The 21,264-nt window shown below is 64.0% G+C and carries 16 protein-coding genes; 12 read left to right on the top strand and 4 right to left on the bottom strand.

Annotated features, from left to right (window positions below):
- Nucleotides 1-32: 32 nt before the first annotated feature.
- A complete protein-coding gene (locus tag LGQ10_RS26740) occupies nt 33-983 on the bottom strand; it encodes a glucokinase (protein WP_058435624.1) in 951 nt (316 codons plus the stop codon).
- On the bottom strand, nt 980-2,806 hold the full coding sequence (gene edd / locus LGQ10_RS26735; protein WP_058435625.1) for a phosphogluconate dehydratase: 1,827 nt from the start codon (nt 2,804-2,806) through the stop codon (nt 980-982). The genes LGQ10_RS26740 and edd overlap by 4 nt, the downstream gene beginning before the upstream one ends.
- Before the next feature lie 222 nt (nt 2,807-3,028).
- On the opposite strand from edd, the gene gap reads away from it, so the two are divergent.
- The 8 genes from gap to LGQ10_RS26695 all read left to right on the top strand — a co-directional run bounded on the left by gap (nt 3,029) and on the right by LGQ10_RS26695 (nt 13,536).
- Nucleotides 3,029-4,033, top strand: a complete 1,005-nt coding sequence (gene gap / locus LGQ10_RS26730; protein ID WP_226523707.1) for a type I glyceraldehyde-3-phosphate dehydrogenase — start codon at nt 3,029-3,031, stop codon at nt 4,031-4,033.
- Between the two features lie 136 nt (nt 4,034-4,169).
- The gene (locus LGQ10_RS26725) at nt 4,170-4,688 is read left to right on the top strand and encodes an RNA polymerase sigma factor (RefSeq protein ID WP_226523706.1); all 519 of its coding nucleotides are present in this window, start codon (nt 4,170-4,172) and stop codon (nt 4,686-4,688) included.
- A 113-nt stretch (nt 4,689-4,801) separates the two neighbouring features.
- A complete protein-coding gene (locus tag LGQ10_RS26720) occupies nt 4,802-5,770 on the top strand; it encodes a FecR family protein (protein WP_226523705.1) in 969 nt (322 codons plus the stop codon).
- A 123-nt stretch (nt 5,771-5,893) separates the two neighbouring features.
- On the top strand, nt 5,894-8,512 hold the full coding sequence (locus tag LGQ10_RS26715) for a TonB-dependent receptor (RefSeq protein WP_226523704.1): 2,619 nt from the start codon (nt 5,894-5,896) through the stop codon (nt 8,510-8,512).
- A gap of 112 nt (nt 8,513-8,624) precedes the next feature.
- The gene (locus tag LGQ10_RS26710) at nt 8,625-9,233 is read left to right on the top strand and encodes a biliverdin-producing heme oxygenase (protein ID WP_226523703.1); all 609 of its coding nucleotides are present in this window, start codon (nt 8,625-8,627) and stop codon (nt 9,231-9,233) included.
- A gap of 113 nt (nt 9,234-9,346) precedes the next feature.
- Nucleotides 9,347-9,748, top strand: a complete 402-nt coding sequence (locus tag LGQ10_RS26705; RefSeq protein WP_058437110.1) for a YbaN family protein — start codon at nt 9,347-9,349, stop codon at nt 9,746-9,748.
- A 185-nt stretch (nt 9,749-9,933) separates the two neighbouring features.
- Nucleotides 9,934-12,078, top strand: coding sequence for a methyl-accepting chemotaxis protein (locus LGQ10_RS26700; RefSeq protein ID WP_226523702.1), 2,145 nt, complete (start codon nt 9,934-9,936; stop codon nt 12,076-12,078).
- 108 nt (nt 12,079-12,186) lie between these two features.
- Nucleotides 12,187-13,536: a CoA transferase gene (locus tag LGQ10_RS26695; RefSeq protein ID WP_226523701.1), complete on the top strand. Its 1,350-nt coding sequence runs from the start codon at nt 12,187-12,189 to the stop codon at nt 13,534-13,536.
- Nucleotides 13,537-13,548: 12 nt separating this feature from the next.
- Here LGQ10_RS26695 and LGQ10_RS26690 read toward each other — a convergent pair whose 3' ends face one another.
- Nucleotides 13,549-14,385 (bottom strand): DNA-3-methyladenine glycosylase family protein, encoded by an 837-nt coding sequence (locus LGQ10_RS26690; RefSeq protein ID WP_413247638.1) that lies wholly within the window; start codon nt 14,383-14,385, stop codon nt 13,549-13,551.
- Between the two features lie 53 nt (nt 14,386-14,438).
- Nucleotides 14,439-15,866 carry an arginine-ornithine antiporter gene (arcD, locus tag LGQ10_RS26685; RefSeq protein ID WP_226523699.1) on the bottom strand — a complete coding sequence of 476 codons (1,428 nt, stop codon included), beginning with the start codon at nt 15,864-15,866 and terminating at the stop codon, nt 14,439-14,441.
- Between the two features lie 454 nt (nt 15,867-16,320).
- Here arcD (LGQ10_RS26685) and arcD (LGQ10_RS26680) point away from each other — a divergent pair, with 454 nt between their 5' ends.
- From arcD (LGQ10_RS26680) to arcC, 4 genes are all read left to right on the top strand, one after another.
- The gene (gene arcD / locus LGQ10_RS26680; RefSeq protein WP_226523698.1) at nt 16,321-17,748 is read left to right on the top strand and encodes an arginine-ornithine antiporter; all 1,428 of its coding nucleotides are present in this window, start codon (nt 16,321-16,323) and stop codon (nt 17,746-17,748) included.
- Between the two features lie 48 nt (nt 17,749-17,796).
- Nucleotides 17,797-19,053, top strand: a complete 1,257-nt coding sequence (gene arcA, locus LGQ10_RS26675) for an arginine deiminase (protein ID WP_058434109.1) — start codon at nt 17,797-17,799, stop codon at nt 19,051-19,053.
- Nucleotides 19,054-19,151: 98 nt separating this feature from the next.
- Nucleotides 19,152-20,162, top strand: coding sequence for an ornithine carbamoyltransferase (locus LGQ10_RS26670; protein ID WP_058434110.1), 1,011 nt, complete (start codon nt 19,152-19,154; stop codon nt 20,160-20,162).
- A 132-nt stretch (nt 20,163-20,294) separates the two neighbouring features.
- Nucleotides 20,295-21,224, top strand: coding sequence for a carbamate kinase (gene arcC / locus LGQ10_RS26665; protein WP_226523697.1), 930 nt, complete (start codon nt 20,295-20,297; stop codon nt 21,222-21,224).
- Nucleotides 21,225-21,264: the final 40 nt, after the last annotated feature.

Below are 21,264 nucleotides of genomic sequence, written 5' to 3'. Positions count from 1 at the left end.
CGTCCTTTGTTGTTGTCATGAATGGAGGACGATTATGCCTGCTCCAGGGCCACGCCGGCGCCGGTCAGCCCAGAATAGGGTGCGGTCACCAGCCACACCGGGATGCCCTTGAAGTAGTCGCTCATGCAGCCCTTGTCGGCGAAGCTCTTGGCAAAGCCGCTCTGGATGAAAAAGTCGGCAAACCGCGGGATCACTCCGCCGACGATGTACACCCCGCCCCGGCCGCCGGTGGTCAGCACGTTGTTGCCGGCGACCCGGCCCAGCCAGCAACTGAACTGCTCCAGCACCTCCCGGGCGATGGGGTCGCCGGCCAGGCCCGCAGCGGTAATCGCCTCGGGGGTGTCCAGGCGCGGCTCATGGCCGTCCACCGCGCAGATCGCCCGGTACACCCGCGGCAGGCCGCCGCCACTGAGGGCGGTCTCGGCGCTGACATGGCCGATCTCGTCATGGATGTGCTGCCAGAGCTGGGTTTCCCGGTGACTGCTCAAGGGCAGGTCGACATGGCCACCCTCACCCGGCAGAGCCAGGTAGCGGCCATCGGCCAGGCTCAGCAAAGTCCCTACCCCGAGGCCCGTGCCCGGGCCGATCACCACCGCCGGGCGCAGCGGCTCGGCAGTGCCTTGGCAGACCACCCGGTACTCATCCGGTTGCAGCCGGGTCATGCCCAGGGCCATGGCCGAGAAATCGTTGACCAGCAGCAGGCGCTCGACCTGCAAGGCCTGGCAGAACGCCTGGCGATTCAGGCGCCAGTGATTGTTGGTGAAGCGAAACTCGTCGCCGCTGACCGGGCCGGCCACCGACAGGCATACCGATCCCACCGCGCCCAGGGCGATACCCTGTTCCTGCAGGTAAGCCTTGATGGCGTCCTCCGGGCAGCTGTAGTCCGCGGTCGCATGAACCTGGATCGCGTCCAGCTGTTGGTCTTTCCACAACGCGAACCGCGCGTTGGTGCCTCCGATGTCACCGACCAGGGCCAGTTTCAATTCAGCGTCTCCAGGGCAGAAGTAAAGGCGCTGGCGCCCTGCTCTGCCGAGCTGAAGGCCATGCGCATGAAAGCGAAGAGTTCACGACCGGTGCCGACGTTGTTGCCCAGCAACCCCTTGGCCGGCTCACGGGCGGCGAACTCCTCGGCGTCCACCTTAAGCTCCAGGATGCCTTTTACGCCATCCACACGAATGATATCGCCGTCCCGTACCCGTGCCAGCGCGCCGCCGACCTGGGCTTCGGGGCTGACGTGGATCGCCGCCGGAATCTTGCCCGAGGCGCCGGACATGCGCCCGTCGGTCACCAGGGCCACCTTGAAGCCACGATCCTGCAGCACGCCCAGGAAGGGGGTCATCTTGTGCAGTTCGGGCATGCCGTTGGACCGTGGCCCCTGGAAGCGCATCACCGCCACGAAGTCCTTCTCCAATTGGCCCGCCTTGAAGGCATCGGCCAGGTCCTGCTGGTCCTGGAACACCACGGCAGGCGCCTCGACGACCTGGTGCTCCGGGGCCACGGCGGACACCTTCATCACCCCGCGCCCCAGGTTGCCTTCCATCACCCGCAGGCCGCCTTCCGGCGAAAAGGCCCGGGCCACCGGACGCAGGATGCTTTCATCGAGGCTTTCGATCGGGCCGTCGCGCCAGACCAGCTTGCCGTTATCCAGGAACGGCTCCCGGGTGTAGCGGCTCAGGCCACGGCCAGCCACGGTATTGACGTCCTCGTGCAGCAGGCCGGCCTCCAGCAGCTCGCGGATCAGGAACGACATGCCGCCAGCGGCCTGGAAGTGGTTGATGTCGGCCTTGCCGTTGGGATAGACGTGGGACAGGGTCGGCACCACCTCGGACAGGTCGGCCATGTCCTGCCAGGTCAGCTGGATGCCCGCGGCCTGGGCGATGGCCGGCATGTGCAGGGTGTGGTTGGTGGAACCGCCTGTGGCGTGCAGGGCGACGATGGAGTTGACCAGGCAACGCTCGTCGACGATTTCACCGATGGGCGTGAAGTGGCCGCTCTGCCGGGTCAGGCGGGTGACTTGCTGCGCCGCCTCGAAGGTCAGGGCATCGCGCAGCGGCGTGTTGGGATTGACGAAGGATGAACCGGGCAAATGCAGGCCCATGACCTCCATCAGCAGTTGGTTGGTGTTGGCGGTGCCATAGAAGGTGCAGGTGCCCGGGCTGTGGTAGGACTTCATCTCCGATTCCAGCAACTCTTCGCGAGTGGCCTTGCCTTCGGCATAGCGCTGGCGCACGTCGGCTTTCTGCTTGTTGGAGATCCCGGAAACCATGGGGCCGCCCGGGACAAAGATCATCGGCAGGTGGCCGAAGCGCAGCGCGCCCATCATCAGGCCCGGAACGATCTTGTCGCAGATACCCAGCATCAGCGCGGCGTCGAACATGTTGTGCGACAGCGCTACCGCAGTGGACAACGCGATCACCTCGCGACTGGGCAGGCTCAACTCCATGCCCGCCTCGCCCTGGGTCACGCCGTCGCACATGGCTGGGGTTCCCCCGGCGAACTGGCCGACCGAACCGATCTCGCGCAGGGCCTGCTTGATCAGCTCGGGGAAATGCTCGTAGGGCTGGTGCGCCGACAACATGTCGTTATATGACGAAACAATCGCCACGTTGGCCGCGTTCATCATCCGCAGGCTGTGCTTGTCTTCGGTGCCGCAACCGGCCACCCCGTGGGCGAAGTTCGCACATTGCAGCTTGCCGCGCTGCGGGCCGTCGCTGGCGGCACTGCGGATCAGGGCGAGATAAGCCTGGCGAGTGGCGCGACTACGGGCGATGAGCCGTTCGGTGACCTCAAGAACGCGGGGATGCATGTGTAGAACTCCAGGCTAACGGATGTGGCGACCTGTTTGTCTATGCTGGTGGAAGGCCCGCCACTGGGGGACAGCGGAGGGAATTCCTGACCATTCGGACCAGTTGATTCAGGTCACTCGTTGTAGATAAGACAAAATATTGCCACTAAAAAGGCTTGTTTTCTATTTCTATGCGAATAATCTTGTAATTCCAACAACAAATTCACCGACAGGCGTTTACCCATGACTCTTCGAATCGCAATCAATGGTTTTGGCCGCATCGGCCGCAACGTCCTGCGCGCACTCTATACCCAAGGTTATCGCCAGGATCTGCAGGTCGTCGCCATCAATGATCTCGGAGACAGCGCTATCAATGCCCACCTGCTCAAGCACGATACCGTCCACGGCCTGTTCGATGCCGATGTCCAGCACGATCAGGAAAGCCTGACCGTCAATGGCGACCGCATCGCGGTCAGTGCCATCCGCAATCCGGCCGACCTGCCCTGGGCCGCGGAGAAGATCGACGTGGTGTTCGAATGCACCGGGCTGTTCACCGACCGCGCCAAGGCCGCCGCCCATCTTACTGCCGGCGCCCGCAAAGTGATCATCTCGGCGCCGGCCAAGGGGGCTGACGCCACCGTGGTGTATGGGGTCAACCACGACATCCTGCGCCAGTCGCACCAGATCATTTCCAACGCCTCCTGCACCACCAACTGCCTGGCCCCGGTGGCCCAGGTGCTGCATCGCGAACTGGGCATCGACAACGGCCTGATGACCACGATCCATGCCTACACCAACGACCAGAACCTCACCGACGTCTATCACACCGACCCCTACCGTGCCCGCTCCGGCACCCAGAACATGATCCCGAGCAAGACCGGCGCAGCCGAGGCCGTGGGCCTGGTGCTGCCGGACCTGGCCGGCAAGCTGACCGGCATGGCGGTGCGGGTACCGGTGATCAACGTGTCCCTGGTGGACCTGACCGTGACCCTCAAGCGTGATACCACGGCCGAGGAAGTCAACGCCCTGCTCAAGAGCGCCAGCCAGCATTCCAAGGTCCTGGGCTACAACACCCTGCCGCTGGTCTCCAGCGACTTCAACCACAACCCGCTGTCGTCGATCTTCGACGCCAATCACACCAAGGTCAGCGGCGGCCGCCTGCTCAAGGTCCTGGCCTGGTACGACAACGAGTGGGGTTTCTCCAACCGCATGCTGGATAACTGTCTGGCCCTGTGCAACGCCGAATGAACGGCTGACCACCGGCCATCGGCACCGGTTCCCGCCGGCCAGCCGAACGCTGCCGGACGGGACAATTCACGCAAGGCTTGACCGCAGGTGTAGATGACAATCATTATCATCTGCTAAAAATGGATCAGGTCTTGCTGTGAGCCAATCGCACTTCAACCATGTCTTCCTCACTCAACGGATTTCTCTGCTGCGCACGCTGGAGCGGATGGTCAACAACCACAGCACCGCCGAAGACCTGTTGCAAGAAACCTACCTGCGAGTGACCCGGGCCCTCACCGAGCGGCCGATCACCCACCTGGAACCCTTCGTGTTCCAGACTGCGCGCAACCTGGCGCTCGACCATCTGCGGGCCCGGCGCATCCAGGACCGTACCCTGCTCGAGGACGTGCCACTCCAGGTGCTGGAGAGTGTCGCCGCCCCCACCAGCAGCGCCGAGGATGCCGCTCATGCCGAGCAGTTGCTGGAGCGCTTGAACATCAGCCTCGGTCAACTCAGCGCCCGCCAGCAGCGGATCTTCATCCTCAGCCGCCTGCATGGCCAGAGCTACCAGGAGATCGCCGACGAGTTGAAGGTTTCCCCGAGCACGGTGCAAAAGGAGCTGAAACTGATCATGGCCATCTGCATCGGCGTCGCCGAACGCCTCGACGGCCAGTGAGCATCAACCGCCAGGCAGAATGACTGCGTCAGCCCCGGGCCTTTGTTACCCTTGGCCGGCTTTCGCTCTCTCTTGAAAAAACAGCTGCGCACAGACGCGGCCGAGGAACACCCGTGACGGACCTTCACAGCGCCGAGCCGCCTACCCCTGCTGGCACGCCCCCAAGCATCCAGGCCATGGACCAGGCCCTGGACTGGCTGATCGAGCTGGAACATCCGACCCCGGAACAGACACGCCAATTCCAGCAGTGGCTGGCCGCATCGCCACTCAATGCCCAGGCCTTCACCAGGGCCCAGGCCATCTGGGATGGGCCACAAGTGGCGCAGTCTGCGCTGACCCTGGCCGTCCCGCCGAAAGTCTCGCTGCTGGCGCGCCTGCGCCCCCACTGGAAACCCCTGGCCACCGCCGCGGTACTGGTCCTGGGGCTGTTCAGCTTCAGCAACCTGCCCCTGCGCCTGCAGGCCGATCACCTGACCCTGGTGGGCGAGCGCCAGCGCCTGCAGCTCGAAGACGGCTCCCGGGTGCTGCTCAACACCAACTCGGCGTTCTCCAGCAATATCGACGACCACCAACGTAGCGCGCGGCTGTACCAGGGCGAGGCTTTCTTCGAAGTCCCGGGCAATCGCGGATTGCCCCTGGAGCTGGACGCCGGCCCGGTGCGCGCCAGCGTGCGTGATACCACCTTCGCCGTGCGCTACCTGGATGGCGTCGCCCAGGTCCAGGTGCAGCGCGGGGACCTAGACCTGCGAGCCACCCATGCCGACCAGCGCCTGCGCCTGAGCGCCGGTGAAAGCGTGAGGGTCGGCCCCAAGGGCTTCGACCAACCGGCCAGGCTCGACGCCGGCAAGGAGCTGGCCTGGGTCGACGGTCGCCTGGTGTTCGAAAACTGCCCGCTGAGCCAGGTCCTGGCCGAGTTGCGCCGTTACTATCCAGGCTGGATCGTCAACACCAACGAACAGTTGGCCAATGTCGCGGTGACCGGCAACTACCGCCTGGACCAGCCTCTGGACGTGGTGCGCTCCCTGGCCCACATCACGTCGGCACGCCTTTCGGAACTGCCAGCGCTGGTGATTCTCAATTGAGAACAATTATTTTTACGCGACAGCCACAGGTCGTACGTCTCGTTATAGCCAATGCAATTGATTCGCATTTTTGAGTGCAAATCTGCACACCTATAAAGATTCGTGCGACCCGGAGCGCTTTCGATGTCTTCTCGTCTCAACAGCCGATCCGCTGTTTCCAACTCTCGCCTGCAACATTGCACCCTGTCACTGCTCACCGCCGCCATCCTGCTGGCCGGTACCCAGGCGGCTCCGGCGCTGGCCGACCAGGCCCCCGCCGCCTCCAGCCAGCGCATGGGCAACTACACCTTTGCCATCGCCCAGCAGCCCCTGGTGTCGGCCCTCAACGCCTTCACCACCGTCACCGGCTGGCAGGTAGGCCTGCCGGCCGAATTGGGCAAGGACGTGGTTTCTCCGGGAGTACGCGGCTCGCTGACGCCGGAGAAAGCCCTGGATCGGCTGCTGGCCGGCACCAACCTGAGCTATCGCAAGCTGGGCAGCAACAACATCGTCCTGGAGAAACGCAGCAACCCCAATGCGGTGAACCTGCAGCAGGTGACCATCAGCGCCACCCGCCAGGAACAGGACATCAACTCGGTACCGAGCACGGTGAGCGTGCACACCCGGGAAGAACTCGACCGCCAGAACGTCACAAACATCAAGGACCTGGTGCGCTACGAACCCGGGGTTTCGGTGGGCGGTGCCGGCCAGCGCGCCGGCATCAGCGGCTACAACATCCGCGGCATCGACAGCAATCGGATCCTGACCCAGGTCGACGGTGTCGAAGTCCCGAACCAGTTCTTCAGCGGCCCCTACGCCAAGACCAACCGCAACTACGTCGACCCGGAAGTCGTCAAGCGCGTGGAAATCCTCCGCGGCCCGGCCTCGGTGCTGTATGGCAGCAACGCCATTGGCGGCGCGGTCAGCTACTACACCCTGGACCCCGACGACATCATCAAGCCCGGCCAGGACGTCGGCGCACGCCTGAAGACCGGCTACAGCTCGGCCGACGAAAGCTGGTTGAAGTCCGGCACGTTCGCCGGCCGCGTCGGCGAGTTCGACGGCTTGCTGCACCTGAGCCGGCGCGATGGTCACGAGACCGAATCCTACGGCAGCAACAACGGCACCGGCCTGGGCCGCACCGCCGCCAACCCGGAGGATGTGCGCACCACCAATGTGCTGGCCAAGCTGGGCTGGAACTATGCCGACGATGCACGCCTGGGCCTGACCTACGAGAAATACAAGGACGACCGCGACACCAATCAGAAAAGCGCGGTGGGCGGCCTGTTTCTCAATGGCGTGGGGCAGAACTGGTACCGCTCGCGGACCGGCAACGACACCATCACTCGTGAACGCTTCGGACTGGAAAACAGCTTCGCCCTGGAGTCGCCCCTGGCGGACCGGATCAAATGGAGCCTGAACTACCAGATCGCCAAGACCGACCAGACCACCAGCGAACGCTACAACCCAGTCTCGGTGTTCAGCCCGGTGGCGCGTGACGTGCTGCGCGAACGCCAGACCCTGTACGAGGAAAAGCAGTGGGTGTTCGATGCCCAGTTGGACAAGGCCTTCACCCTGGGTGAAACCGACCACCAGCTGACCTACGGCACCACCCTCAAGCAACAGAAGGTCACCGGCTCGCGCTTCGGTACCGCCACCTGCCTGAAGGTCGGTGGCGGCTGCACGGCCATCGGCGCCCCCAGCCCGACCGCCAGCGACAGCGTGAAGAAATCCAGCGATTTCCCGGATCCGACCATCAACAGCTACGCCCTGTTCGCCCAAGACCAGATCAGCTGGAATGCCTGGACCTTCACTCCGGGCCTGCGCTACGACTATATCCAGCTCAAGCCGCATGTGACCCAGGAATTCCTCAACACCGTCAACCCCAACGGCGCCTTCCCGGTCAGCGATGAGAAGAAGACCTGGCACCGGGTCTCGCCCAAGTTCGGCCTGACCTATGCCTTCGATGACCACTACACTGCCTACGGCCAGTACGCTGAAGGCTTCCGTACCCCATCGGCCAAAGCCCTCTACGGACGCTTCGAGAACATCGCCGGCGGCTATGTGGTCGAACCCAACTCCAAGCTCAAGCCGGAAACCAGCAAGGGCATCGAAACCGGCCTGCGCGGCAGTTTCGACGCCGGTTCCTTCGACGTGTCGGTGTTCTACAACCAGTACCGCGACTTCATCAATGAAGACGCCACCACTGCTGGCGCACTGCAAGCGGTCATCCAGAGCAACAACATCAAGCGTGCCACCATCAAGGGGGCCGAGGCCAAGGGCCGCCTGAACCTGGACGCCTTCGGTGCTCCCCAGGGTCTCTACAGCATCGGCTCGGTGGCTTATGCCTACGGGCGCAACAACGACAATGGCGAACCGATCAACAGCGTCAACCCGCTCAAGGGCGTATTCGGCCTGGGCTATGAGCAGGACCAGTACGGCGCCCTGCTGAGCTGGACCCTGGTCAAGCGCAAGGATCGGGTCGACGACAGCACCTTCAAGGCTCCGGACGGTCGTCTTGCCAGCGGCCAGTTCAAGACGCCCGGCTTCGGCATTCTCGACCTGACCGGGTTCTACAAGGTCACCGACGACCTGACCGTCAATGCCGGCCTGTACAACCTGACCGACAAGAAGTACTGGAACTGGGACGACGTGCGCGGCTACGACAGCGTCGGGGAAGCCGGGCAGACCGCCCCCGCCAACCTCGACCGCCTGACCATGCCCGGCCGCAATTTCTCGGTGAACCTGGTCTGGGATATCTGATCCCAGCGCTCCTCATTGCTCTTTTTCATCAAGGGCAGTGAGGATTTTTTACTGTGTCGCGTCTTCTTGTTCGTCTAGTCACTAAGTGCCTCTCATTCTCAAGGACATCGGTATGACCTCCCAGGATTCTGCCCAGCCTCATCACCTGCGCTCCCAGCGCCTGAACCAGATCACCCACGAGCCGCATTCCAAGCTCGACGCCCTGGTCAAGGCCCATGCGCCGTTTGAAACCCAGGGCGCCTTCGCCCGCTTCGTGGTGGCCCAGTACCTGTTCCAGTCCGAACTGGTCGAGCTGTACAACGACCCCGAACTGATCAAGATCGTCCCGGACCTGGCCGAGCGCTGCCGCGCCGAAGCGGCCAAGGCCGACCTGGCCGACCTGGACACCGAAGTGCCGGCGCCGGTCGCTGGTGCAGTGAGCAATCCGAGCAAGGCCGAGGCCCTGGGCTGGATCTTCGTGTCCGAGGGCTCCAAGCTCGGCGCAGCGTTCCTGATCAAGCGCGCCGTTGGCCTGGGCCTGAGCGAAACCTTCGGCGCCCGTCACCTGGGCGAACCGGCTGGTGGCCGTGCCGAAGGCTGGAAGACCTTCACCCGTATCCTCGATGGCCTGGAGTTCAGCGCCGAAGAAGAAGCAGCGGCGGAAAAAGGCGCCCTGGACGCCTTCAACCGCTTCACCGTGCTGCTGGAACAGGCTTACGCCAACGCGGCACAGCCGGCCTGAATCCACTGGTTGCGGGCAGGACACGATGGAGTGTGCCTGCCCGCAGCGGTATCCTGTCGCCCGAGCCGCCCTGCGGATTGAGCCGTACCACGCGTTACCCCATCATCGACGCCATGACCCCCACTCGCCCCCCGTCTTCGAAAATCTCCCGCCTGCTGTTCGGCGCACTGGCCTATGTCAGCCTGGCCATCGGCCTGGTCGCGATCGTGGTGCCGGGCCTGCCCACCACCGAATTCATTCTCCTGGCCGCCTGGGCCGCCACCAAGAGCTCGCCAAGGCTCAGCGCCTGGATGGAGAACCACCGCCTGTTCGGACCGATCCTGAGCAACTGGCGCAATGGCCGAATCGTCAGCCGCAAGGCCAAGGTCAGCGCCACCCTCAGCATGCTGCTGTGCGCCGGCCTGATGCTGACCCTGCTCAACCATCACTGGACCCTGTACGCCGCCATCGCCGGCATGACCCTGGGCAACCTGTGGATCTGGTCACGCCCCGAGACCCTGGCGCAAACCTCCTGAATCCGGGCGCCTGGCGGCTATGCCCTGTGCACTGAGGCCATACAGGCCAAGGGCATGACCATTCGTCGGCAAACCCTCACGCAAAGGTCGCCCAAGCCGATGTTCCGGGCATGGCGCTGAATGGACTTGGCGACCGGAATCATCCGATTCCGTGCTTCCCATCCGTCCTTTCGCGAGATCGCCCCATGTTCGACTCTCTCTCCATTCGCCTGAAGATCGTGCTGCTGTCCGGCTTGTGCCTGCTGGGCGTGGTAGCCCTGATCGTCGGCATGAACCTCTACCAGAGCCGGCAGAACAACCAGCTGGTCAACACTTCCAGCACGCGAATGCTGACGGCCGGCGTCGAGGGCCTGCTGCAGGCCAAGGCGGCCGACCAGGCAGTGCGCGTGCAGAAGACCTTCGGTGAAAGCCAGCTAGCCCTCAATGCCCTGGCGGATCAGGTTCGCGATCTGCGCCAGATGGCCAGCAAGCGCGGGCTGGAAGCCTCGGCCCTGCGCGAGGAGCTCAACCACAGCCTCAAGACTGCCTTCGAGCGCAACTCCAAGGTGCTCGGCATCTGGCTGGCCTACGAACCCAACGCCCTGGACGGCAAGGACAGCGAGTTCGCCAACGATGCGGCCCGCTCTTCCAACGAGCGCGGGCGCTTCGCCACCTACTGGAGCCGGTCCGGCGGCCAGGGGCTCAACACCGTGATGGTCGAGGATGACCTGACCAAGACCACCCTCAACCTCAGCGGCACGCCCTACAACATCTGGTACACCTGCCCTCGGGACACCCGCCGCACCTGCCTGCTCGACCCTTACGCCGACACCATCGGCGAAGACAAGAAGCAAGTGCTGATGACCACCATCTCCCTACCCCTGCTGGTGGACGGCAAGGTGATCGGGGTGATGGGCATCGACATCGCCCTGGACTCGCTGCAAGCGGCCGCCGACGAAGCCCAGCGCTTTCTGTTCGACGGTGCCGGGCACATGATGATCGTCGCCGGCAGCGGCCTGCAGGCCGCGGTCGGGGCCAACCCGGCGCAAGTCGGCAAGAACATCGGCGAGACCCTCGGCGCCCAGGGCAAGGACATCCTCGCCGTACTGGGCGGCAGCCAGGCCAAGGTTTTGCAGCAGGGCGACCTGATTCGCGCGGTCTATCCTTTCAGCCCCATCGCCGATGCCAAGCCCTGGGGCGTGACTATCGATCTGCCCCAGCAGGTGCTGCTGGCCGACTCGGTGAAACTGCAGGCATTGCTGGATGAAGCCCAGACCAGCGGCACGATCAAGACCGTGCTGGTGGCCATCGGCGCCGGCCTGCTGGGCCTGGCCCTGATGTGGCTCAGCGCCTCGGGCGTGACCCGGCCGATCAACAGCGTGGCGCAGATGCTCAAGGCCATCGCCAGCGGCGACGGCGACCTGACCCAGCGCCTGGACTACAGCAAGAAGGACGAGCTGGGCGAGCTGGTGGGCTGGTTCAACCGTTTCCTCGACAAGCTGCAACCGACCATCGCCCAGATCAAGCAGAGCATCATCGAGGCCCGCGGCACCGCCGACCAGTCTTCGGAGATCGCCCGCCAGACCAGCGAAGGCATGCAGGTGCAGTTCCGCGAGATCGACCAGGTGGCCACCGCCTCCAACGAAATGAGCGCCACCGCCCATGAGGTCGCCAGCAGCGCGGCCAATGCCGCCCAGGCCGCCCGGGGTGCCGACCAATCGGCCAGGGAAGGCATGACCATCATCGAGCGCAGCACCCAGGACATCAGCCTGCTCGCCAACGAGGTCAGCAAGGCTGTTGGCGAAGTCGAGGCCCTGGCGGTGAGCAGCGAGCAGATCGGTTCGGTGCTGGAGGTGATCCGCAGCATCGCCGAACAGACCAACCTGCTGGCCCTCAACGCCGCCATCGAAGCGGCCCGCGCGGGGGAAAGCGGTCGCGGCTTCGCCGTGGTCGCCGATGAGGTGCGCAACCTGGCAAAACGTACCCAGGACTCGGTGGAGGAGATCCGCGTGGTGATCGAGCGTATCCAGAGCGGCACCCGCGACGTGGTGACCACCATGCATACCAGCCAGAACCAGGCGCAGAGCAATGCCGGGCAGATCCAGCTGGCCGTACAGGCCCTGGGCAAGATCAGCGACGCGGTGACCGTGATCAGCGACATGAACCTGCAGATCGCCAGCGCCGCCGAGGAACAGAGCGCGGTGGCCGAAGAGGTCAACCGCAATGTCTCGGCCATCCGCAGTGTCACCGAGACCCTCACCGAACAGGCCAGCGAATCGGCCCAGGTCAGCAGCCAGCTCAATGCCCTGGCCACCCAGCAGATGCAGCTGATGGATCAGTTCCGGGTCTGAATCGTGCCCCGGTGACGCGGCGAGCGCGTCACCGGGGACGACCTTGCGCCTCGACAGCTGGCGGCGTTTCAGGGTGCAATGCCCTCCTCTTGTTTCGAGGAGCCGTCCATGTCCCTGCTGCTGGCCTCCATTCAAACCGCCCTCAAGCTAGCGCCGTCCAACCTCGCCGAACACGGCGAAGGCGCCCTGCCCTCGGCCTTCGCCGTCAGCGACCTGGCCAGCGCCAGCATCGGCGCTGCCGGCCTGGCGCTGGCCGAGTTCCTGCACGACCATACCGGCCAGCGCCCCGCTGTCGGCGTCGACCGGCGCCTGGCCTCGTTCTGGTTCGCCAGCTCCTTGCGGCCCCAGGGGTGGACCCCACCTGGACTGTGGGACCCGATCGCCGGCGACTATGCCACCGGTGACGGCTGGATTCGCCTGCACACCAATGCTCCCCATCATCGGGCCGTGGCCGAGCAGGTACTGGGCGCCGCCAACGACCGTGCAACCATGGCCGCCCGGGTGGCTGGCTGGAACGCCGAGGAACTGGAACAGGCGATCGTCGACCAGGGCGGCTGCGCGGCGCAGATGCGTAGCTGGGCCCAGTGGCAGGCCCACCCCCAGGGCCAGGCAGTGGGCAGCGAACCCCTGGTGCACTGGCTGCCCGGGGGCGAACCCCGCGCCAAACCCTGGAGCGGCTCCAGAGCGCAGCCGCTGGCCGGCCTCAAGGTGCTGGACCTGACCCGGGTCCTCGCCGGCCCCGTGGCGAGCCGCCTGCTGGCCGGGCTCGGCGCCGACGTGCTGCGGATCGACCCGCCCTGTTGGAACGAGCCGGCCGTGGAGCCGGAAATGACCCTGGGCAAGCGCTGCGCACGCCTGGACCTGCACGACCTTGCGGATCGTGCCACCTTCGAACGCTTGCTGGCCCAGGCCGACCTGCTGCTCCACGGCTACCGCGCCGATGCCCTGGAGGGTCTGGGGTATGGCAGCCAAGCGCGCCAGCGCCTGGCCCCCGGACTGGTCGAGGTGAGCCTCAACGCCTACGGCTGGAGCGGCCCCTGGTGCAACCGCCGGGGGTTCGACAGCCTGGTGCAGATGAGTAGCGGCATCGCCGAGGCCGGCATGGCCTGGAAAGTCGCGGATCGGCCCATGCCGCTGCCGGTCCAGGCCCTGGACCACGCCACCGGCTACCTGATGGCCGCCAGCGCCCTGCGGGCTCTGAGCCCCTCCTGGCAGCAGGGTGGGCAGGCACGATTGTCCCTGGCCCGGACCGCCAAGCTGCTGGTCGAGCACTCGGACCCAGGGCAAACCGAAAGCGGCTTGAGGGCAGAAGACCAGGACGACCAGGGACTCGTCCTGGAACAGACCGCCTGGGGCCCGGCCCATCGCTTGCGCGTGCCCCTGCACATCAGCGGCACCCCGATCCAGTGGGATTGCCCGGCCGGCCCCCTGGGTGCGCACCGCGCTCGGTGGTGGTAGAGACACTGCGCCTCAGTTGCCAACCGACCACAGATGCTGCGCCGCATAACCGCGCCATGGCCGCCAGGCTTCGGCTCGCGCCAGCAACTGGCGCGCAGTGGGGCGCTGGCCTTGCAGGAGCGCCATGGCGTTGAGCAGGCCCACGTCGGCCGCCGGGAACGCGTCCATCTCGCGCATGTGCCGCAAGGCGATGTAGTGCGCCGTCCAGTCGCCGATCCCGCCCAGCCGCAACAGGCCCTCGAGCCCCTGCTGCAGGCTGGCCTTGGGCTCGAGCAACTGCGGATCGTCGAGCACCGCCCGGGCCACGGTGGACAGGGTCCGGCCACGGCTCGCCGGCATGCCCAGGGCAGCCAGGTCGGCCACGGCCAGCGCCCCCGGTGTGGCGAACACATGGGTCAGTTCCGGCCAGTCGGGGTCGGGCAGCGCCAGGGGCCGGCCATGTACGGCTACCAGTCGGCTCGCCAGGCGGATGGCGCCCTGCACCGTGATCTGCTGGCCCAACACCGCCCGAATCGCCAGTTCGAAGCCATCCCAGGCCCCCGGCACCCTCAACCCGGGACGCGCCGCCAGCAACGGTTGCAGCAGCGAGTCGACGGCCAGCTCACGGTGGATACGCTGCACATCGGCATCCAGGTCGAATTGCCGGCGTGCCCGCCTCACCAACTGGCCGATCAGCGACGGGGTCAGGTCCTGGCCCGCCAGCCTCACCCGCAGGTCCAGCTGTTCACCAGGCCCCGGGCGAACGCTCAAGGTGCCTTGCCGGCCCTCGAGCTCGAAGCTGCGGGCGTAGACATCGCCCTGCACCACTTCCAGAGCGCCAATGGCGCGCATCGCCAAGAAGCCCAGCATCGCTTGCCAGTCGTAGGGCCCCTGGTAGGGCAGCAGTAGCCGCTGGTGCGGGCTCACAGCGCCAGCAAACCGCTGTACAGACCGTAGGCGGCCAGCAACGCACCGATGATCACCGCGGTGAAGATCAGCTTCTCCGGCAGGGTAAACAGCGGCTTGCCCTGTTCGCGCTTGGCCTTGGCGAACAGGATCACCCCCGGCGCGTAGAGCAGGGCCGAGAGCAGCAAGTACTTGACCCCACCGGCATACAGCAGCCAGATGGCGTAGCTCAAAGCAATGGTGGCGATGCACAGGTCCTTCAGACGCTCACCCGAGGCTTGCTCGTAGGTTTCGCCGCGACCGCTGAGCAGCACCGCATAGGCCGCCGACCACAGGTACGGCACCAGGATCATCGACGAGGCCAGGTAGATCAGCTTGGTGTAGGTGCCGGCAGACACCAGGGTGATCAGCAAGAACACCTGGATCATCACGTTGGTCAGCCACAGGGCATTGACCGGTACGTGGTTGGCGTTTTCCTTGCGCAGGAAGGCCGGCATGGTCCGGTCGCTGGCGGTGGCGTGGAGGATTTCCGCGCACAGCAGGGCCCACGACAACAGCGCCCCCAGCAGTGACACTGCCAGGCCGATGCTGATCAGCAGGGCTCCCCAGGGACCGACGATATGCTCCAGCACCGCAGCCAGTGACGGGTTCTGCAGACTTGCCAGTTCCGGCTGGCTCATGATCCCCAGCGACAACACGTTGACCAATACCAGTAGTGCCAGGACCCCGAGAAAACCTATCACCGTGGCTCGCCCGACATCCGCGCGCTTCTGCGCGCGCGCCGAATACACGCTGGCGCCTTCGATGCCGATGAACACGAAGACCGTGACCAGCATCATGTTGCGCACCTGGTCCAGCACGCCCCCGAAGTTCGGGTTGCTGCGCCCCCAGATGTCACGGGTGAAGATCTCCGCCTTGAAGGCCACCGCGGCGATCACGATGAACATCACCAGCGGCACGATCTTGGCCACCGTGGTCAGCTGGTTGATGAAGGTGGCTTCCTTGATGCCGCGCAGTACCAGGAAATGCACGGCCCAGAGCAGGATCGAGGCACACCCGATGGCGACCGGGGTATTGCCCTGGCCGAACACTGGGAAGAAGTAGCCCAGGGTGCTGAACAACAGGACGAAGTAACCGACGTTGCCCAACCAGGCGCTGATCCAGTAACCCCAGGCCGAGGAGAAACCCATGTAGTCGCCAAAGCCGGCCTTGGCATAGGCATAGACCCCCGAATCCAATTCAGGCTTGCGATTGGCCAGGGTCTGGAACACGAAGGCCAGGGTCAGCATGCCGACCGCGGTGATGCCCCAGCCGATCAGCACGGCCCCGGCGTCGGCCCGGGCGGCCATGTTCTGCGGCAAGGAAAAGATTCCTCCGCCAATCATCGAGCCCACCACCAATGCGATCAGCGCACCAAGTTGAAGCTTCTGTGCCGGTTGTGACATCCCTACCTCTTATATCAGCGAGTCGCCCTGGCGATAAAATTAGACGCAATTAAACAACTTTCTAGAAATTTGATTCTGGCAGTAACAGTCAATTAACCACCTTTTATCCGGGGGCTCTGCGAACACCTCGCAGAACATCCTGAATAACCGAGTATTTTGTTAAGAACATGCATGAAGTGCCATCACTGAAATCCCACCTACTTAGTACCCGGGATAATTTGCATATTCTTTGAAAGGGTCTAGCGTCAATCGACATCGACCATGGAATGACCCCGCTTGAATGGAGATCAAAACCTTCTGGAATGGCCCTCTCAGGGCAGCATTCTACCTCCCGCCATAAATCTTAAGTCATTCATTCACAACGAAATGCAGCAATGAACTGATCCAAGTCAGCTGTTTTGAATGCCAGCAGACTTACTCTGAAGCCTCTCTTCTCCTGCATTGGAGTCATGCAATGTCTGAATCTCCCGGAAAACTAAGACTGGGCGCCTTAGTCGCCCTGGTAGTGGGTTCCATGATTGGCGGGGGAATCTTTTCCTTGCCGCAAAACATGGCAGCCAGCGCCGATGTCGGTGCAGTTCTTATTGGGTGGGCGATTACCGCTGTCGGTATGTTGACATTGGCATTCGTCTTTCAAACTCTGGCCAATCGCAAGCCTGACCTGGACGGTGGCGTATATGCCTACGCCAAGGCTGGATTCGGCGACTACATGGGCTTCTCTTCAGCCTGGGGTTACTGGATCAGCGCCTGGCTGGGCAACGTCGGTTACTTCGTCCTGCTGTTCAGCACCCTGGGCTACTTCTTCCCGATCTTCGGCGAGGGCAACACCCCTGCCGCAGTCATCGGCGCCTCGGTATTGCTCTGGGCCGTGCATTTCCTGGTGCTACGCGGCATCAAGGAAGCCGCCTTCATCAACCTGGTAACCACCGTCGCCAAGGTCGTGCCGCTGCTGCTGTTCGTGTTGATCGCCCTGTTCGCCTTCAAGCTGGACATCTTCACCGCCGACATCTGGGGCGTGAAGAACCCGGACCTGGGCAGCGTGATGAACCAGGTGCGCAACATGATGCTGGTCACCGTCTGGGTGTTCATCGGCATCGAGGGCGCGAGCATCTTCTCCTCCCGGGCGGAGAAACGCTCCGACGTGGGCAAGGCCACCGTCATCGGTTTCATCACCGTGCTGCTGTTCCTGGTGCTGGTGAACGTGCTGTCCCTGGGGATCATGACCCAGCCGGAACTGGCCAAGCTGCAGAACCCGTCCATGGCCGCCGTGCTGGAACACGTGGTGGGCCACTGGGGCGCGGTGCTGATCAGCGTCGGCCTGATCATCTCGCTGCTGGGGGCATTGCTGTCGTGGGTGCTGCTGTGCGCCGAGATCATGTTCGCCGCTGCCAAGGACCACACCATGCCGGAGTTCCTGCGCCGGGAAAACGCCAACCACGTGCCAGCCAACGCCCTGTGGCTGACCAACGCCATGGTGCAGGTCTTCCTGGTCATCACCCTGTTCTCCAACAGCACCTACCTGTCGCTGATCTACCTCGCCACCTCGATGATCCTGGTGCCGTACCTGTGGTCGGCGGCCTATGCGGTGCTGCTGGCAGTACGCGGCGAGAGCTATGAACAAGCCCTGGCCGAGCGCAAGAAGGACCTGGTCATCGGCAGCATCGCCCTGGTCTATGCGATCTGGCTGCTGTACGCCGGTGGGGTCAAGTACCTGCTGCTGTCGGCCCTGCTCTATGCCCCGGGCGCAGTGCTCTTCGCCAAGGCCAAGATGGAACTGCACAAACCGGTTTTCACCCCTGTCGAGAAACTGATTTTCGCCGCAGTGGTCGCGGGCGCCGCCGTGGCGGCCTACGGCCTCTACGACGGTTTCCTGACCCTGTAGCTGTATCTGCAACACCCCTGATTGTTTTGTCTCTGGAGGATCACAGTAATGACCACGGAAAAAGTTAAGTACGGCGTCCATTCCGAAGCCGGCAAACTGCGCAAAGTCATGGTTTGCTCCCCAGGCCTGGCCCATCAGCGGCTGACCCCCAACAACTGCGATGAACTGCTGTTCGACGATGTGCTCTGGGTTGCCCAGGCCAAGCGCGACCACTTCGACTTCGTCACCAAGATGCGCGAGCGGGATATTGATGTGCTGGAAATGCACAACCTGCTGACCGACATCGTCGCCATCCCCGAAGCACTGGACTGGATCCTGGAACGCAAGATCACCGCCAACACCGTTGGCCTGGGCCTGGTGGATGAAGTCGGCTCGTGGCTGCGCAGCCTGGAGCCGCGCAAGGTCGCCGAGTTCCTGATTGGTGGTGTATCGGCCGATGACCTGCCGAGCAGCTTCGGCGGCAGGACCATCGAGATGTTCCGCGACTTCCTCGGCCATGCAAGCTTCATCCTGCCGCCGCTGCCCAACACCCAGTTCACCCGCGATACCACCTGCTGGATCTACGGTGGCGTGACGCTCAACCCCATGTACTGGCCGGCGCGACGCCAGGAAACCCTGCTGACCACCGCCATCTACAAGTTCCACCCCGAGTTCACCAACGCCGACTTCCAGATCTGGTACGGCGACCCCGACCAGGAGCATGGCGCCTCCACCCTGGAAGGCGGAGACGTGATGCCCATTGGCAACGGCGTGGTCCTGATCGGCATGGGCGAGCGCTCGTCCCACCAGGCTATCGGCCAGCTGGCGCGCAACCTGTTCAAGAACAAGGCGGTGGAGCGGGTGATCGTTGCCGGCCTGCCAAAATCCCGCGCGGCGATGCACCTGGACACCGTGTTCAGTTTCTGCGACCGCGACCTGGTCACCATCTTCCCCGAAGTGGTCAACCAGATCGTGCCTTTCACCCTGCGCCCTGACGAGAGCAAGCCCCACGGCATCGATATCCAGCGCGAGAAGACCAGCTTCCTCGACACCGTGGCCGCAGCGCTCAACCTCAAGGCCCTGCGCGTGGTGGAAACCGGTGGCAACAGCTTCGCCGCCGAGCGCGAGCAATGGGACGACGGCAACAACGTGGTGGCCGTGGAGCCTGGCGTGGTGATCGGTTACGACCGCAACACCTACACCAACACCCTGCTGCGCAAGGCCGGCGTGGAAGTCATCACCATCAGCGCCGGCGAACTGGGCCGGGGCCGTGGCGGCGGCCACTGCATGACCTGCCCGATCATTCGCGACCCGATCGACTACTGAGCAGTTCAACTGAATTTGACCCACCACAAACCGATGCCGTGAAAGCGTAGCGAGCGCAACGCGCAGTAGCTTTCACCGCGTCGGCAAGGAGAATCATCATGGCGTTCAACATCCACAACCGTAACCTGCTGAGCCTGGAACACCACACTCCACGCGAACTGCGCTACCTGCTGGACCTGTCCCGCGACCTCAAGCGCGCCAAGTACACCGGCACCGAGCAGCAGCACCTGAAGGGCAACAACATCGCCCTGATCTTCGAGAAAACCTCGACCCGTACCCGCTGTGCCTTCGAAGTGGCGGCCTATGACCAGGGCGCCAACGTCACCTACATCGACCCCAACTCATCGCAGATCGGCCACAAGGAAAGCATGAAGGACACCGCCCGGGTGCTGGGGCGCATGTACGACGCCATCGAGTACCGCGGGTTCAAGCAGGAAATCGTCGAGGAACTGGCGAAGTTCGCCGGGGTGCCGGTGTTCAACGGCCTGACCGACGAGTACCACCCGACCCAGATGATCGCCGACGTGCTGACCATGCGCGAACACGCCGACAAGCCGATCCACGACATCAGCTACGCCTATCTGGGCGATGCCCGCAACAACATGGGCAACTCGCTGCTGCTGGTAGGCGCCAAGCTCGGCATGGACGTGCGCATCTGCGCGCCCAAGGCCCTGTGGCCCCATGACGACCTGGTCGAGCGCTGCAAGAAGTACGCAGAGGACAGCGGCGCCCGCATCACCCTCACCGAAGACCCGAAAGCCGCGGTCAAGGGCGTGGACTTCATCCACACCGACGTCTGGGTCTCCATGGGCGAGCCGGTGGAGGCCTGGGCTGAACGCATCGAGCAATTGCTGCCCTACCAGGTCAATACCCAGCTGATGAAGGCCACCGGTAACCCACGGACCAAGTTCATGCACTGCCTGCCAGCCTTCCACAACAGCGATACCAAGGTCGGCAAGCAGATCGCCGAGCAGTACCCGCACCTGGCCAACGGCATCGAAGTCACCGACGACGTGTTCGAATCGCCAGCCTGCATCGCCTTCGAGCAGGCGGAAAACCGCATGCACACCATCAAGGCGATCCTGGTCTCGACCCTGGCCGACCTGTAACCACCATGCCCGGGACAACCTCCCGGGCCCTGTAGGAGCGAGGCTTGCCCGCGACGGGGTCACCCCTGACCCCGCATGATCGCCGGCCAGCCACGCCCCCACGGGATCACCGAACTCTGGAAGGAATGCATTATGCGTATCGTCGTTGCTCTGGGCGGTAACGCCCTGCTCCGCCGTGGTGAACCCATGACTGCGGACAACCAACGCGCCAACATCCGCATCGCCACCGAGCAGATCGCCAAGATCCATCCCGGCAACCAGTTGGTGATCGCCCACGGCAATGGCCCGCAAGTGGGCCTGCTGTCGTTGCAGGCGGCGGCCTATACCCAGGTTTCGCCCTACCCGCTGGACGTGCTCGGCGCCGAGACCGAAGGCATGATCGGCTACATCATCGAACAGGAACTGGGCAACCTGCTGGACTTCGAAGTGCCCTTCGCCACCTTGCTGACCCAGGTGGAAGTGGACGCCAAGGACCCCGCCTTCAACAACCCGACCAAGCCCATCGGCCCGGTCTACAGCAAGGAGGAAGCCGAGAAGCTGGCCAAGGAAAAAGGCTGGGCCATCGCCCCGGATGGCGACAAGTACCGCCGGGTGGTGGCCAGCCCGAAACCCAAGCGCATCTTCGAAATCCGTCCGATCAAGTGGCTGCTGGAAAAAAGCAGCATCGTGATCTGCGCCGGTGGTGGCGGCATCCCGACCCTGTACGGCGAGGATGGCAAGCTCAAGGGCATCGAGGCGGTGATCGACAAGGACCTGTGCTCGGCGCTGCTGGCCGAGCAACTGGAAGCCGACCTGCTGGTGATCGCCACCGACGTCAACGCGGCGTTCATCGACTTCGGCAAACCGACCCAGAAGGCCATCGCCCAGGCCCACCCCGATGAAATCGAGAAGCTGGGCTTTGCCGCAGGCTCCATGGGACCCAAGGTCCAGGCCGCCTGTGAATTCGCCCAGCACACTGGAAAAGTCGCGGTGATCGGTTCACTCTCGGACATCGAAGCAATCGTCCAGGGCCACGCCGGCACGCGCATCAGCACAGCAAAACCCGGCATCAGCTACCTTTAGACGCTTGTTGCAGGAACAGGGGCAGGCCCGCAGCCTGCCC

The sequence above is a fragment of the Pseudomonas sp. L5B5 genome (genome assembly GCF_020520285.1).
Taxonomy (GTDB): domain Bacteria; phylum Pseudomonadota; class Gammaproteobacteria; order Pseudomonadales; family Pseudomonadaceae; genus Aquipseudomonas.
This window is presented reverse-complemented; position numbering and strand designations above follow the sequence as displayed.

Coding starts and splice junctions, on each gene's coding strand:
- LGQ10_RS26715 (WP_226523704.1), top strand. CDS start 5,894: ATGTCTTCTCGTCTCAACAGCCGATCCGCTGTTTCCAACTCTCGCCTG.
- LGQ10_RS26705 (WP_058437110.1), top strand. CDS start 9,347: ATGACCCCCACTCGCCCCCCGTCTTCGAAAATCTCCCGCCTGCTGTTC.
- edd (WP_058435625.1), bottom strand. CDS start 2,806: ATGCATCCCCGCGTTCTTGAGGTCACCGAACGGCTCATCGCCCGTAGT.
- LGQ10_RS26670 (WP_058434110.1), top strand. CDS start 19,152: ATGGCGTTCAACATCCACAACCGTAACCTGCTGAGCCTGGAACACCAC.
- arcC (WP_226523697.1), top strand. CDS start 20,295: ATGCGTATCGTCGTTGCTCTGGGCGGTAACGCCCTGCTCCGCCGTGGT.
- arcD (WP_226523698.1), top strand. CDS start 16,321: ATGTCTGAATCTCCCGGAAAACTAAGACTGGGCGCCTTAGTCGCCCTG.
- LGQ10_RS26710 (WP_226523703.1), top strand. CDS start 8,625: ATGACCTCCCAGGATTCTGCCCAGCCTCATCACCTGCGCTCCCAGCGC.
- LGQ10_RS26690 (WP_413247638.1), bottom strand. CDS start 14,385: ATGCTGGGCTTCTTGGCGATGCGCGCCATTGGCGCTCTGGAAGTGGTG.
- arcA (WP_058434109.1), top strand. CDS start 17,797: ATGACCACGGAAAAAGTTAAGTACGGCGTCCATTCCGAAGCCGGCAAA.
- LGQ10_RS26700 (WP_226523702.1), top strand. CDS start 9,934: ATGTTCGACTCTCTCTCCATTCGCCTGAAGATCGTGCTGCTGTCCGGC.
- arcD (WP_226523699.1), bottom strand. CDS start 15,866: ATGTCACAACCGGCACAGAAGCTTCAACTTGGTGCGCTGATCGCATTG.
- LGQ10_RS26695 (WP_226523701.1), top strand. CDS start 12,187: ATGTCCCTGCTGCTGGCCTCCATTCAAACCGCCCTCAAGCTAGCGCCG.
- gap (WP_226523707.1), top strand. CDS start 3,029: ATGACTCTTCGAATCGCAATCAATGGTTTTGGCCGCATCGGCCGCAAC.